The sequence below is a fragment of the Kitasatospora phosalacinea genome (genome assembly GCF_030268885.1).
In the GTDB taxonomy this organism is placed as follows: domain Bacteria; phylum Actinomycetota; class Actinomycetes; order Streptomycetales; family Streptomycetaceae; genus Kitasatospora; species Kitasatospora phosalacinea_C.
The window spans coordinates 1-12,135 of the sequence record NZ_BSSA01000029.1 but is presented as its reverse complement, the minus strand read 5'-3'; the positions used below and the strand labels follow the sequence as shown (position 1 = coordinate 12,135).

The 12,135-nt window shown below is 75.0% G+C and carries 14 protein-coding genes and 1 pseudogene; 6 read left to right on the top strand and 9 right to left on the bottom strand.

Going from position 1 to position 12,135, the window contains the following annotated elements:
- Window positions 1-51 precede the first annotated feature (51 nt).
- Entirely contained in the window at window positions 52-456 is a 405-nt protein-coding gene (locus QSK52_RS30710) for a hypothetical protein (RefSeq protein WP_285739482.1), read from the bottom strand.
- Between the two features lie 128 nt (window positions 457-584).
- On the opposite strand from QSK52_RS30710, the gene QSK52_RS30705 reads away from it, so the two are divergent.
- From QSK52_RS30705 to QSK52_RS30695, 3 genes and pseudogenes are all read left to right on the top strand, one after another.
- The gene (locus QSK52_RS30705) at window positions 585-1,217 is read left to right on the top strand and encodes a hypothetical protein (protein WP_285739481.1); all 633 of its coding nucleotides are present in this window, start codon (window positions 585-587) and stop codon (window positions 1,215-1,217) included.
- Between the two features lie 60 nt (window positions 1,218-1,277).
- Entirely contained in the window at window positions 1,278-1,997 is a 720-nt protein-coding gene (locus tag QSK52_RS30700) for a GNAT family N-acetyltransferase (RefSeq protein WP_285739480.1), read from the top strand.
- Window positions 1,998-2,234: 237 nt separating this feature from the next.
- A pseudogene (locus QSK52_RS30695) lies at window positions 2,235-3,309 on the top strand (IS110 family transposase).
- A 447-nt stretch (window positions 3,310-3,756) separates the two neighbouring features.
- On the opposite strand, the gene QSK52_RS30690 reads toward QSK52_RS30695, so the two are convergent.
- The 3 genes from QSK52_RS30690 to QSK52_RS30680 all read right to left on the bottom strand — a co-directional run bounded on the left by QSK52_RS30690 (window position 3,757) and on the right by QSK52_RS30680 (window position 5,642).
- Window positions 3,757-4,257: an FBP domain-containing protein gene (locus tag QSK52_RS30690; protein ID WP_285739479.1), complete on the bottom strand. Its 501-nt coding sequence runs from the start codon at window positions 4,255-4,257 to the stop codon at window positions 3,757-3,759.
- Between the two features lie 158 nt (window positions 4,258-4,415).
- Window positions 4,416-4,922 (bottom strand): peptide-methionine (S)-S-oxide reductase MsrA, encoded by a 507-nt coding sequence (gene msrA, locus QSK52_RS30685; protein WP_285739478.1) that lies wholly within the window; start codon window positions 4,920-4,922, stop codon window positions 4,416-4,418.
- Between the two features lie 138 nt (window positions 4,923-5,060).
- Window positions 5,061-5,642 (bottom strand): YbaK/EbsC family protein, encoded by a 582-nt coding sequence (locus QSK52_RS30680; protein ID WP_285739477.1) that lies wholly within the window; start codon window positions 5,640-5,642, stop codon window positions 5,061-5,063.
- A 139-nt stretch (window positions 5,643-5,781) separates the two neighbouring features.
- Between QSK52_RS30680 and QSK52_RS30675 the strand changes: the two genes are divergently transcribed.
- Entirely contained in the window at window positions 5,782-6,213 is a 432-nt protein-coding gene (locus QSK52_RS30675; protein ID WP_285739476.1) for an ASCH domain-containing protein, read from the top strand.
- Between the two features lie 34 nt (window positions 6,214-6,247).
- Here QSK52_RS30675 and QSK52_RS39545 read toward each other — a convergent pair whose 3' ends face one another.
- Both QSK52_RS39545 and QSK52_RS30660 read right to left on the bottom strand, forming a co-directional pair.
- Window positions 6,248-7,291 carry a VOC family protein gene (locus QSK52_RS39545; protein WP_352230328.1) on the bottom strand — a complete coding sequence of 348 codons (1,044 nt, stop codon included), beginning with the start codon at window positions 7,289-7,291 and terminating at the stop codon, window positions 6,248-6,250.
- A 5-nt stretch (window positions 7,292-7,296) separates the two neighbouring features.
- On the bottom strand, window positions 7,297-8,190 hold the full coding sequence (locus tag QSK52_RS30660) for a ketopantoate reductase family protein (protein ID WP_285739475.1): 894 nt from the start codon (window positions 8,188-8,190) through the stop codon (window positions 7,297-7,299).
- A gap of 180 nt (window positions 8,191-8,370) precedes the next feature.
- Here QSK52_RS30660 and QSK52_RS30655 point away from each other — a divergent pair, with 180 nt between their 5' ends.
- Complete coding sequence (locus QSK52_RS30655; RefSeq protein ID WP_285739474.1) at window positions 8,371-9,273, top strand: LysR family transcriptional regulator; 903 nt, start codon at window positions 8,371-8,373, stop codon at window positions 9,271-9,273.
- An 88-nt stretch (window positions 9,274-9,361) separates the two neighbouring features.
- On the opposite strand, the gene QSK52_RS30650 is transcribed toward QSK52_RS30655, so the two are convergent.
- From QSK52_RS30650 to QSK52_RS30640, 3 genes are read right to left on the bottom strand one after another with little or no spacing between them, the layout of a single operon-like run.
- Entirely contained in the window at window positions 9,362-9,934 is a 573-nt protein-coding gene (locus tag QSK52_RS30650; protein ID WP_285739473.1) for a chloramphenicol phosphotransferase CPT family protein, read from the bottom strand.
- A gap of 54 nt (window positions 9,935-9,988) precedes the next feature.
- Complete coding sequence (locus QSK52_RS30645) at window positions 9,989-10,558, bottom strand: maleylpyruvate isomerase N-terminal domain-containing protein (RefSeq protein ID WP_285739472.1); 570 nt, start codon at window positions 10,556-10,558, stop codon at window positions 9,989-9,991.
- Window positions 10,559-10,583: 25 nt separating this feature from the next.
- The gene (locus QSK52_RS30640; RefSeq protein WP_285739471.1) at window positions 10,584-10,958 is read right to left on the bottom strand and encodes a VOC family protein; all 375 of its coding nucleotides are present in this window, start codon (window positions 10,956-10,958) and stop codon (window positions 10,584-10,586) included.
- Window positions 10,959-11,207: 249 nt separating this feature from the next.
- On the opposite strand from QSK52_RS30640, the gene QSK52_RS30635 reads away from it, so the two are divergent.
- Window positions 11,208-11,933 (top strand): class I SAM-dependent methyltransferase, encoded by a 726-nt coding sequence (locus tag QSK52_RS30635; RefSeq protein ID WP_285739470.1) that lies wholly within the window; start codon window positions 11,208-11,210, stop codon window positions 11,931-11,933.
- The last annotated feature ends 202 nt before the right edge of the window (window positions 11,934-12,135 follow it).

Below are 12,135 nucleotides of genomic sequence, written 5' to 3'. Positions count from 1 at the left end.
GTTGATCGCGGCCGGGCGGGGGCGGGCGGGGCGGCGCAGGGCCCGTCGGCGTCAGCGGACCGGGAGTTCGGCGCCGGGGCGGGGCGGGTGCGGCAGGACGACGACCTGGTGCTCGTCCTCGTAGAGGACCGTTCCCGGGTCGGTGGAGCGGAGGACGTCGTACCCCACCCCGTGCAGCGTCAGGATCTCCAGGTGACCGGCGACCTGCGCGAGGTGCTCGACGGCCGACTCCTTGAACCAGGCCTCCGCGCCGTGGTGGAGGTCGCGGTCGTAGACCGTGGGGTCGACGTGGGACGGGTTCGCGAGGTGCGCGTCGTACCAGTCGTAGCTGGAGCGGCGGAAGGACTCCTGCGCGGGGGTGAGCCTGCCCGCCGCCGCCAGGCCGTTCACCAGGGCGAAGACGCCGGGAAAGGTGCCGCGCCGGTTGGCTTCCGTCGCCTGGAACCGTACGTACAACCTTCCCCCCGGAGGCCCTTCCGCTGTGCGGTCTGAGTACGCGTACTCTAGCCGAAGATCCACCGCACACGGAACGATGACCGGACCGCCGGGCCGCTCGGGCCCGCCCGCCGACCGGAGCACCCACCGTGAAACGTCCCGTCCTGGCCGCGGCCGCCGCCCTGTTCGCCGTCGGCGCCCTGCTCACCGGCTGCGGCTCCGTCCACGGTTCCGGCGGCACCTCCGGTGACACCGCCGCGGGCGCGTCGAAGCCCGCGCAGCAGGACGCGTCGAAGACCGCGTCGGAGGCCCAGCAGAAGTACCAGCAGCAGGCGGAGCAGGCGAGCGCCGAGCACGACCGGGCGTTCCCGGCCGTCGCGCGGTCCTGCGCGGGGAGGTCCACCGCCGTGCCGACCGCGGCGGCCCCCACTGCCTCCTCCGGCCCGCAGCCCGAGAACCCCAAGTACGCCGAGAACCACGGCTACTTGACGACCACCGCACTGAGCCCCCTCGCGCAGTGCCGCGGCGACGCGCACGCCGCCCGCCTCGCGGCCGAGCTGGCCCGGCAGACCCCCGCCGACCCCGAGCAGGCGAAGGCCCTGCTCACCCGCCTCGGCTACCCGGGAGCCACCGTCGCCCGGGCCGGTCAGGGCGTGCACTTCTCCTTCTTCGTCCCGCAGGTCGGGCCCTGCCTGTCGGGCACGCTGTCGGACCCGCCGCACATCGAGGTGCACGGCCCGTACGCCGAGGGCGGCTGCGAGACCCCCCGGGGCGGCCACTGACGGCCCGGCCCCGGCCGGAACCGCTCCGCCCGCGGCCGACTTCCCTGCCAGGATGGGGTGGTGACGGACGATTCGCTGCTCCGCCGGGCGGCCGACCTGTGGGAGGGGCTGGCCGCCGGGTCGGCCGCCTTCCCCGCGCCGGGCGCGGCCGCCGTCGTGGTCTCCCCGCGCTCCGGCCTGTGCCCGCCCGGCTGGGTCGGCCTGTTGACCCTGGGCGGCGCGGTGCTGGCGACCGCGCCGGACGCCCGCCGCGTCGATCTGCTCCGCACCGCCCTGCGCTCCCGCCCGGAGGCGGCCCGGGACACCGCCCTGCTGCGCGCGGCCCTCCCCGTCGGCCGGATCCTCGGCCCCGCCGCACTCACCTACCTCGCCCCGGACGCTCTCGAACCGGCGGCCCCGGCCCCGGGCGCCGTCCGCCGACTCCCGCCCCACCACCCGGCGTTGCGCGAGCTGGCGGCCGGGGTCACCGAGGAGGAGCGCGACGAGGCCGACCTCGGCGACATCACCTCCCCCGCGTTCGCCGTCCTCTGTGGCGAACGCGTGCTGGCCGCCTGCGGCTACCGCACCTGGCCGTACCGGACCGCCCAGTTCAGCGTCCTCACCGCCCCGGACGCCCGCGGCCGCGGCCTGGCCCGCACCGCCGCAGCGGCCGCCGCCGCACACGCCCTCGCCGCCGGCCTGCTCCCGCAGTGGCGCGCCCGCGTCCCCGCCTCCCGCCGCATCGCCGCCCGCCTCGGCTTCCGCGAACTCGGCACCCAACTCTCCGTCGAACTCCCCTGACAGTGATGATGTGACTGGTGGTTCTGCTGATGAGCCTGACCCGCCCCCTGACTGACGCCTCGGGCTGTCCTGTTTGGGATTTGTCGGCTCATCAGCAGGCCATCACGCACGCGGCCGGACGGGCGTTTGTGACTTCATAGGAGCTTGGCCAGAAGCCCCGTCACTGTCTTGTCCACCCGCCCGACCGGCGCGTGCCGCCCTCGGCTCGGACAAGCGGCAAGGACGGACATCACCAGCATGACGCATCACAGCCCGGAGATCACCGGCGGAGTCGACACCCACGGCCTCACACACCACGCGGCCGTGATCGACCCACTCGGCCGCCACCTCGCCGACCGCGAGTTCCCCGCCACCATCGCCGGCTACCGGGCCCTGCTCGACTGGATGCGCTCACACGGCACCCCGACCGCAGTGGGGGTGGAAGGCACCGGTGCCTACGGAGCCGAACTCGCCCGGGTCCTCGCCGCGGCTGGCATCGCCGTCGTCGACGTCGACCGGCCGGACCGCAGGACCCGCCGCATGAAGGGCAAGTCCGACCCGATCGACGCCTACGCCGCCGCAACCGCGGTGGCCTCCGGCCGGGCCACCGGGATCCCGAAGAGCCGTGACGGCGTGGTCGAGGCCGTCCGGGTCCTGCGCGTCACACGCCGCAGCGCGGTCAAGGCCCGCACCCAGGCCATGAACCAGATCCGGGGCATGCTGGTGTCCGCTCCGGCGGTGCTGCGCGAGCAACTGGCCGGCCTCGATCGCAGCGTGCTGATACGCACCGCCGCCCGCCTGCGCTCCGCCGGCGACCTGTCCACCCCGCTCGCCGCGACCAAGGCCGCGCTGCGGCGCCTGGCCCGCCGCCACCAGGCCCTGGATGCCGAGATCGCCGAGCTCGACGCCGAGATCGGCCCACTGCTCAAGCAGGCCGCCCCGGAACTACTCGCCCTGTTCGGCGTCGGCCCCGAGACCGCCGGCCAACTCCTGGCCTCCGCCGGCGACAACCCCGAACACATGCTCCGAGGCCGCCTTCGCCCACCTCGCCGGAGTCGCACCGATCCCGGCATCCTCCGGCCGCACGCACCGCCACCGGCTCAACCGAGGCGGCGACCGGGCCGCGAACAACGCCCTGCACACCATCGTGCTGGTCCGCATGCGCTACGACGAACGCACCCGCGCCTACGTCGAACGCCGCACCAAGGAAGGCCTGTCAAAGAAGGACATCATGCGATGCCTCAAGCGCTTCGTCGCCCGCGAGATCTACCGCGCACTAACCAGCACACCAACGCGGCAAATCACTCAAACCAACCTTGCTCCTGCAGCTTGACGTCCATAGGAGCATCCCGCGCGGGCCGGAACGGGCCGGCCGCCACCCGGCAACGGGCCACGGCCAGCAAGGCCGCCTCCGGGGGGCCGGGGCACCGTCCGCAGCGCGGAACTCCCCGACCGGCCGCCCGAACTCCCGCTCGGTCCTGGTCCGGACCTCCGGGGTCCGGTGGTGCGGCACCTCGCCGGGGAAGGCGGCCCGGGTCGCGGGACCGGGCCACCGCCCCTCGGCGGTGACCCGGGCGGCGTCGAGCAGCGCGGGCACGGGGTGGGCGCGCAGCCGGGCGAGGCTCGCAGCGCGGGCGGTGGCCCGCCCGCCCCGGGCCCGCCGTTCCAGGGCGTCGAACGCCTCGATCGCGCCCTCGCCCCTCCCCCGCCGCCCGCCCGGCGCCGCACCGCTCGCCGTCCCGTCCCGGGGTGCGACCCGGCCCGCCCTCCTCCGGGGGGCTCAGCCCTGCTCGCCCTCCCCCCGGACCTTCGCCAGGAAGGCGGCCAGGTTGCCGCGCAGCCGCTCGATCCGCTCCTCCACCGTCAGCGACTCGTGGATCTTGCTGCCGGTCTCGCGCAGTCCGCGGACGTACAGCGAGCAGACCAGGTCGCTGCACATGTACGCGCCGACCGAGTTCCCCTGTCGCCCGGCGGGGCCCGCCAGGGGGGCCACCAGCAGGGAGACCCCGCCGGTGTGGGTGGTGACGCAGAGCGAGCAGATGCTGCGGCGGGGCTGCCAGGAGGCGCCGGAGGAGGCCCGCAGGACGACGGCCTGCAGGCGGCCGTCGAGCTCGGTGACCAGGTAGGCGCGGTCGGGGGCCTGCGGGTCGCGCCAGCCCAGGAAGTCCAGCTCGGCCCAGGGCTGCTCGGCCAGCTCGCGGGGCAGGTTCATGCGCTTCGCCTCGCCCTTGGAGCAGTTCAGGAAGGCGGCGCGGATCTCGGGGTCGGTCAGCTCTCTCACGGGGACCACGCTAGCCCCACCTAGGCCCTTTAGGCAAAAAATTAATTACCCAAGGGGCCTTCGCTGCCGCCCCCGGACACGCCGCGGCGGCGGCCACCCCACCGGTGGCCGCCGCCGCTTCACGCTCCGCACCCGCGCGCCTGCGTCGGCGCCGCCGTTCAGGCCCCTTCGCGCACCGGGAGCTTCCACCCCGGCCGCGGGTAGTGGCAGGTGTAACCGTTGGGGTAGTGCTGCAGGTAGTCCTGGTGCTCGGGCTCGGCCTCCCAGAAGTCGCCGAGCGGGGTGACCTCGGTGACCACCTTGCCGGGCCACAGGCCGCTGGCGTCGACGTCCGCGATGGTGTCGAGGGCGGTGGCGCGCTGGGCCTCGTCGGCGTAGAAGATCGCCGAGCGGTAGCTGCTGCCGATGTCGTTGCCCTGCCGGTCGAGGGTGCTCGGGTCGTGGATCTGGAAGAAGTACTCCAGCAGCGTCCGGTAGCTGATCCGCTCCGGGTCGTAGACGATCTCCAGTGCCTCGGCGTGGCCGGGGTGGTTGCGGTAGGTGGCGTGCGCGTTCTGGCCGCCGGTGTAGCCGGTCCGGGTCGACTGGACGCCGGGGAGCTTGCGGATCAGCTCCTGCATACCCCAGAAGCACCCGCCGGCCAGGACAGCGCGGTCCGTGGTCATCTCGTACTCACTCCTCGCATGGGACGTCGACTCGTCCCGCCCGGGGGCATCACCCCGGCGGGACCATCCGGTCCAACCGTCCGGCCGCCCGCGGTGTTCCCGACCGCGGACGTTCCCCGTCCCCCGGTCGGCCGGGCCTCAGCCGGCCAGCCCCTCCAGCACCTGCGCCCCGGGCAGCGCGGCGACGACCGCGCCGGGCAGGATCAGCTTCCCGCGCCGCCGCCCGCTGCCGACCAGCACGTACGGGGTGGCGGCGACCGCGGCGTCCACCAGCAGCGGCCAGTGCGCGGGCAGGCCGACGGGGGTGATGCCGCCGTACTCCATGCCGCTCTCGCCCACGGCGGTGTCCATCGGCGCGAACGAGGCCTTCCGCGCGCCCAGGTGACCCCGGACCGCCCTGTTGACGTCGAGCCGGGTGGTGGCCAGCACCAGCCCGGCGGCCAGCGTGGTCTCCCCGCCCCGCTTCGCGGCGACCACCACGCAGTTCGCGGACGCCTCCGGCGGGACGCCGTACGCGGCGCAGAACGCGGCGGTGTCGGCCAGCTCCGGATCGGTGTCCACGTACAGCACCTGTCGGGCCGGCTCCGCCTCCCAGCCGCCCAGCAACCCGGCCACCGGGGGCGCCAGTTCCGCGAGGACGTCCACCGCCCGCCGCACCCGCGGGAACTCCCCGAACGGCGCCCGCACCGCCTGCTCCACCTGCTCCGCCTGCTCGCTCATGGCCCGACTCTAGGGCGGGCGTCGGGAGGTGATCAATCCGGCCCGGAGGCGTCGCCGGCAGCCGACCGCGCCCCTGCGGGCGGGGGCGGGCGAGGCGGGGGCCCTTGATCGACGCCGCCGGGCTCCGTAGCCTCGCCCGATGGGACACGACGACCTTCCGACCCTCGAACTCGCCTTCCCCGGTCCGGAGCGCGACCGGGGTGTGGCGGCGATCCTGAGCGGTCGGAAGACCGCGCTCACGGGTCTCCTGGAGATCTACGAACACGCCGGGGAGGCGGTGCCGACGGCCGGTCAGCGGTTCTCGGTGCTCGACTCCCGGGGGCGCCCGGCCGTCACGATCGAGGTCGTCGACGTGCGCGTCGTCCCCCTGGGGGAGATCGACGACGACTTCGCGCGGGCCGAGGGGCGCGGCTACGCCGACGCGGCCGAGTGGCGGGCCGCCCACGAGGAGTTCTTCCGCAGCGAGGGCGTGAGCGAGTACCTGGGACGCACCCCGGTCGTCGACGGCCGCACCCTCGTCGTCGCGGAGCGCTTCCGGGTGGTCGGTCCCGACGGCCCGGCCGGTCCGTGAGCCGGGCCGCTCGCGGTCGCGGACCCGGTCGGGCTCAGTGCGGGTCGGGCCCGGGCCGGTGCTCCGGTCCGGCCGCCGGACGGGGGTCGTAGGTGCTGATCTCGACGAGGTTGCCGTCCGGGTCGCGCAGGTAGGTGCTGGTGAGGGCCCCTCGGGCGCCGGTCCGCGGCACGGGTCCTTCCAGCACGGGCACTCCGCAGGCGGCCAGCCGGGCCAGGACCTGTTCCTGCGGGACGTCGGTGACCAGGCACAGGTCCGCGCTGCCGGGGACGGGGTGCGCGGCGTGCGGGAGGACCTCGTCGCCGGCCCGGTGGAGGTTGATCCTGCTGGCGCCGAAGGCCAGGGCGCGGCGCCCCTCCCCGAAGGTGACCGGGCGCATGCCCAGCACGCGCGCGTAGAAGTCGACGGTCCGTTCGACGTCGGCGACGGTCAGCACCAGGTGGTCCAGGCCGGTGATCCGGATCCTCGGCCCCGGTTCGGGGGCGTACCTCCCCAGCTGCCGTTCGCAGGCGTCCCGCGCCGGGGCGGAGAGCAGGTCCCGCGAGCGGGTGAACAGCCCGTGCAGGGCGGGGCCGTGGCGCTCGGCGAGGTCGGGGTCGTGTGCGAGCACGTCGAGTTCGTTGGCCGCGGTGATCTCGACGAAGGCGCGCACGTCCGACGGCGGCGGGGTGTGCTCACGGCCGGTGAAGCGGTCGCGGAAGACCACCGGTCGCCCGCTCCCCAACCGGGGGTGCACGGCCGCGCGGTCACAGCTGGCGTAGAGGTGGACCAGCGCCTCGGCCCGTTCGCCGATCAGCCCGGCGAGGAGCGCGCGTTCGTCGGTGCCCATCAGGGCGTGGTCGTACCCGTCGGTCCCGTACACCGCGTGGCACAGTCCGGCGGCCTGCAGGTCCGGGTCGGCGCCCCACTCCGCCAGCAGGCGTGCGACGCGGTTCAGGTGGTCCAGGAGCGTGCCGCCGGGGTGCTCCGTCCCGGCGGCGCCCCGGGCGCGCAGGAGGGCCTGTACGGCGGGGCGGAGCACCGCGGGGTCGCGGTCGCTGTCCGGTGGGCCGCCGTCGGGCGGGACGGATCGCCGCATCGGGTTCAGACCTCCCGGGCCGTCAGGCGTGCGACTTCGGCCACCAGCCGGGCCGTGACCGGGGTCTCGACGTGGTGGGCGGCCCCGGCGCGGAGGACCGCTCCGCCGATGGCGTCGACCTCGAGGGGGCGTCCGGCCTCGGCGTCGCGCTGCATGGAGGACCTCATGGTGTCCGGGACGCGGTCGAAGAAGGAGAGCACGGCCTCGGCCGTCACCGGTGCGCCGGCGGCCCGGGCCACGGCGGTGACCTCGTCGAGCACGGTGAGCAGTTCCGGTCGCCGGTCGCTGCGGATGCTGCCGACGTCCGCGCGGTGCCGGGTGGTCAGCAGGGCGAGCGGGGCGAGGAAGGCGAGCTTGTCCCAGAGCATCGCCGTCTCGTCGCTCCGCAGGGTCACGCCGAGACCGGCGTGCCGCAGTTGCTCCGCGAACCCGTCGAGCGGCGCGGCCAGTTCGAGGTCGACGAAGGGGCTGGTGTGTTCGACGCGCCCCGGTGCGGTGCGCGTGGCCTCGACCCTGATCGTGCCGGCGACGACCCCGGCCGAGGGGTAGCGCTCGCGCAGCAGGCGGAGGTGGTCGAGGCCGTTGAGCAGCGGAACCACCAGTGCACCGCCGAGGGCCGGGGGCGGGACGCGGTCGAGCGCCTGCTCGAGGGAGGTCTGCTTGACCGTCACGAAGACGGCGTCCACCGGCTCCCGCAACCGCGTGTCCGCCTCGACCGCTGCGGTGAAGTCCCCGAACTGGGCGCTCTCGACCCGCAGGCCGTCCCGGCCCAGTGCGGCAGCGGTCTCCTCGCCGGCCAGGCAGACGACGCGGTGCCCGTCGCGGGCGAGGAGCGCTCCGATCAGACCTCCGACACCTCCCGGCCCGAGGACGGCCACCGTCAGCGGGGTTGCGTTCATCTGAGCTCCTGTCGTCCTCGGCGCGAGACGGGTCGACACCCGCCGGCCGCTCGCCGCGCCGCGTCCGGAACGGAGGGGGACGGGCGGGTTGCCGCCCTGGACAGCAATGATCAAGTGCCCCCGGACCCAAGTCAATCAGCGGATTTACTGGCACCACCCCAAGCGATACCTTGGGTCGTCGTGACCCTTGACGATCTCCGCGTCTTCGCCGCGGTCTGCCGGGCCGGCTCGCTGAGCGCGGTGGCCCGCGACTTCTCCTGCACGCAGTCGGCCGTCAGCCAGCACGTGAAGCGGCTGGAACGGGAACTGGGCCTGAGCCTGCTGGAACGGCACACCCGGGGCGTGGTGCCCACGCCGGCCGGACACGCGCTGGGCGCGGCGGTCACCGAGGGACTGGGCGGCATCGACCACGTCCTGCGCCGGCTCAAGGAAGCCGCACGCGCGGAAGGCGGATCGGTGCGGATCACGACGGGGGCCACGACCGTCCGCCACTTCATGGCCGCGGCCGTCGTCGACTTCCGGCGGCGCTTCCCCCGGGCCAGCCTGGAGTTCCAGACCGAGACCTCCAGCCGCGGCTGCTTCGACGCGCTCACCGCCGGCCGTGCCGACCTCGCCTGGATCACCCTGGGGCCCCCGGTCCGCGCCGTCGAGCAGCGCCCCGTCGTCAAGATCCCCTGGGCGCTCGCCGTCTCGGCGTCCGATCCGTTGGCGGCCAGGGCCCGCGTCGAACCGGCCGACCTGCAGGACGCCCGGCTCATCGGGCTCCCGCGGAACTCCACCTCCCGCCTGCAGCTCGGCGCCTGGCTCGCCGAAGCGGGGATCCGGCCGGTGTTCGACACCAGCGTCACCGACTGGGACACCGCGATCCTGCTGGCCGAACTGGGACTGGGCCTCGCCGTCGTCCCGGCCCTGCCCGCCTGGAGCGGCCCCGAACACCCGGACCTGCGACTGGTTCCCGTCCCCGCGCTCCCCGCCCTCACCGCGGGCTGGGCGGTGCGCCGTTGGGACGCCCTCTCCCCCCTGGCCCGCGCCTTCGCGGAGACCGTCGCGCACCACTGCGGCGAGCAGACCGTCCGGGGGTAGCCGCGCCACGGCCCGCCGCCGGTTCCGTCCGCCGCCCGGCTCGGGCCCCACCGGGCGGGGCGGACCGCCGTGCCCGCCCCGGTCCCGGTCAGCCCTCGTGCACGGCTTCGGGCAGGTGGCGTCGGCGGAGGCGGGTGAAGGCGGTGGGGGTGGGGCGGTGCGGGAGGAAGTCCTTGATCTGCTGGGCGCACTCGCGGGGAGTGGCCGTGCCGGTGTCGCACTCGAGGTCGTAGTCGCCGTGCCGGTGGACCAGGCCGTACTGGTGCGCCGCGAGGCCCGGCGGGCGGTCGCCGCGGGCCAGTTCGCGGCGGGTCAGTTCGTCCGGCGGGCAGTGGACGCCGACGAACAGCACGTCCTCGGGGCGCAGCACCGCCAGGCAGTCGAGCAGCCGCCACGGTTCGCTCAGCACGTGGTCGACCACCAGGTCGTTGCCCGCGGCGGCCATGGCCGCGATCGAGCGGTGGAAGCCCTCCCTGGTCCGCCGCAGGGCGGCGTCGAGTTCCGCGGCCCCGAGTTCCCGCTTGGTGCGCATCGCGTTGAAGCCGTCGACCGCCAGGTGGAAGAAGACGCCGTCGTCCAGGATCTCCAGGAGTTCCCGGGCGATGCTCGACTTTCCCGAACTGGACGTGCCGTTGAGGAAGATGATCCGACCAGATGCCATACCGACATGATCACATGCCGTCCGCGCCGCACCCGGGGGCGGCTCCCGGGCCGGTCACCCGCGGAGCGCCGCCCGCCAGGTCCAGGAGGTGCGGCGCGGGCGGCCGTCGAGCGCGGCCCGGCCGGTGCACCAGAGGAGCACCGGGGCGGGGTCGCCGGGCGGGGCGTCGGGGAAGAGCCGGGTCAGGACGGCGGCGCAGAGGACCGGCGGCGGCGTCCAGTCCAGGGCGAGGCCGGTGGCGATGTCGTGGGTGTGCAGCAGCGTCTCGGCGACGCCCATCGCGGCGAAGCCGGTCGGGTCGGTCGGGCCCCAGTGCCAGGCCCGCGCGCCGGGCCCGGCGGCGGCCAGGGCGAGGGCCAGCAGTTCGCCGCAGGCCAGCGCGGTGGTCAGCACCTCGCCCGGCCCGGCGTCCGGACGCACCGTCAGGTCGAAGGGCAGGTAGCCGTCCTCGGGGAGGGCCGCGACCTGCCCGGCGTAGGCGAGCAGGTCGTGGCCGACGTGGGCCAGGGTGTCCCGGCAGCTCCACTCCAGTGGGCCCGCCGGGACGCTCCAGTCCGCGTCGAGGTGCGGGGCGAGGGTCCGCCGCGCCTCCGCCAGGGCGGCACGCAGTTCCTGAGGGCCCATCGCCCCGTCCTCCCCTCTCGCCGGCCTACAGGTAGGGGCGGGTGATCAGTTCCAGGCCGTGCCCGGACGGGTCGAGCACGTAGACGCCGCGGCCGCCGTGCTCGGTGTTGGTCTCGCCGGGGCGCTGCATCTGCGGGTCGGCCCAGTGGTCGATGCCGCGTTCGCGCAGCAGGGCGTGGGCGCGGTCGAACAGCTCGTCGTCGACCAGGAAGGCGTAGTGCTGCATCTGGATCTCCACCGGCGGTTCGGCGAACTGCAGCAGCACGCCGTCGGCGAGCTTCAGGTTGGTGAACGGGCCCCAGGAGGGCGCCTGTTCGGCCTCCAGCAGCTCGCGGTAGAAGCGGGCGGACGCGGTGCGGTCCTTGGAGGCGATGATGGTGTGGTTGAAGGCGGCTGGCACGGCGGGGTGAACCTCGTTCCGGGGTCGGTCGGTCTGGGGGCTGGCGCGCGTCTCTGCTCCCAGGCCGCGGCGGCCCTCGGGCGCGCGGGCACCCCTGCGCCGCCCGGGGCGGGGTCAGCCGCCCACCGGGTCGCCGATCCGTGCGTGGCCCGTGGCCGTTCCGGTGTTCACACGCCCCACCGTACGGACCGCCGCTCCCCCCGGCAAACCCTTTTCCGACCCGGCCCCTCCTGCACTACCTTCTCCCGGATGGCCGACGAATGCTTCACGCTGCCCGCGCTGGCGACGCTCTACGACGCGCTCGACCCGGACCGCTCGGACCTGCTCCCCTACCTGGGCCTGGTCGAGGAGTTCGGCGCGGGCGAGGTGCTCGACCTGGGCTGCGGCACCGGGGTGTTCGCCCTGCTGCTGGCCGACCGCGGGGTGCGGGTGCTCGGCGTCGACCCGGCCGCCGCGTCGGTGGAGGTGGCCCGCGGCAAGCCGGGCGCCGACCGGGTCCGCTGGCTGGTGGGGGACGCGACGGACCTGCCCCCGCTGCAGGTCGACCTGGTCACCATGACGGCCAACGCCGCCCAGGAGGTCACCGATCCGGCCCGGTGGCGCGCCACCCTGCGGGGCGTGCACGACGCGCTGCGCCCGGGCGGACGCCTGGTGTTCGAGAGCAGGATCCCGGCCCGGCGCGCCTGGGAGTCCTGGACGCGCGAGGCGTCCCACCGGGTCGGCGAGCTCCCGGGCGTCGGCGCGGTCGAGACCTGGGTCGAACTGCTCTCCGTCGTCGGCCCGTTGGTGTCGTTCCGCTGGCACTACGTGTTCGCCGCCGACGGGCGGCACCTCACCTCGGACTCCACCCTGCGCTTCCGCGAACGCCCGGAGGTCGAGGCCGACCTGCGCGCCGCGGGCCTCGAACCCCTGGAGGTCCGGGACGCCCCGGACCGGCCCGGCAAGGAGTACGTCTTCCTGGCCCGCCGTCCCTGAACCCCGGAGCCCGGACCGGGCCCGGAACCCGGACCCGAGCCCGGAGCCCGCCCGGCCGCGGGGTCAGGCGGGGTCGGGGATGCTCCTATGGCTGTCAAGCTGCTGGAGCGAGGTCGGTTTGGGTGATTTGTGGGGTGGGTGTCCTGGTCAGGGCGCGGTAGACCTCGCGGGCGACGAATCGCTTGAGGCATCGCATGATGTC

Bases quoted from the DNA above. Each gene is read 5' to 3' on its own strand.
- msrA (WP_285739478.1), bottom strand. From the start codon at position 4,922: ATGACCACGGACCGCGCTGTCCTGGCCGGCGGGTGCTTCTGGGGTATG.
- QSK52_RS30660 (WP_285739475.1), bottom strand. From the start codon at position 8,190: ATGAACGCAACCCCGCTGACGGTGGCCGTCCTCGGGCCGGGAGGTGTC.
- QSK52_RS30645 (WP_285739472.1), bottom strand. From the start codon at position 10,558: ATGGGCCCTCAGGAACTGCGTGCCGCCCTGGCGGAGGCGCGGCGGACC.
- QSK52_RS30680 (WP_285739477.1), bottom strand. From the start codon at position 5,642: ATGAGCGAGCAGGCGGAGCAGGTGGAGCAGGCGGTGCGGGCGCCGTTC.
- QSK52_RS30650 (WP_285739473.1), bottom strand. From the start codon at position 9,934: ATGGCATCTGGTCGGATCATCTTCCTCAACGGCACGTCCAGTTCGGGA.
- QSK52_RS39545 (WP_352230328.1), bottom strand. From the start codon at position 7,291: ATGCGGCGATCCGTCCCGCCCGACGGCGGCCCACCGGACAGCGACCGC.
- QSK52_RS30635 (WP_285739470.1), top strand. From the start codon at position 11,208: ATGGCCGACGAATGCTTCACGCTGCCCGCGCTGGCGACGCTCTACGAC.
- QSK52_RS30675 (WP_285739476.1), top strand. From the start codon at position 5,782: ATGGGACACGACGACCTTCCGACCCTCGAACTCGCCTTCCCCGGTCCG.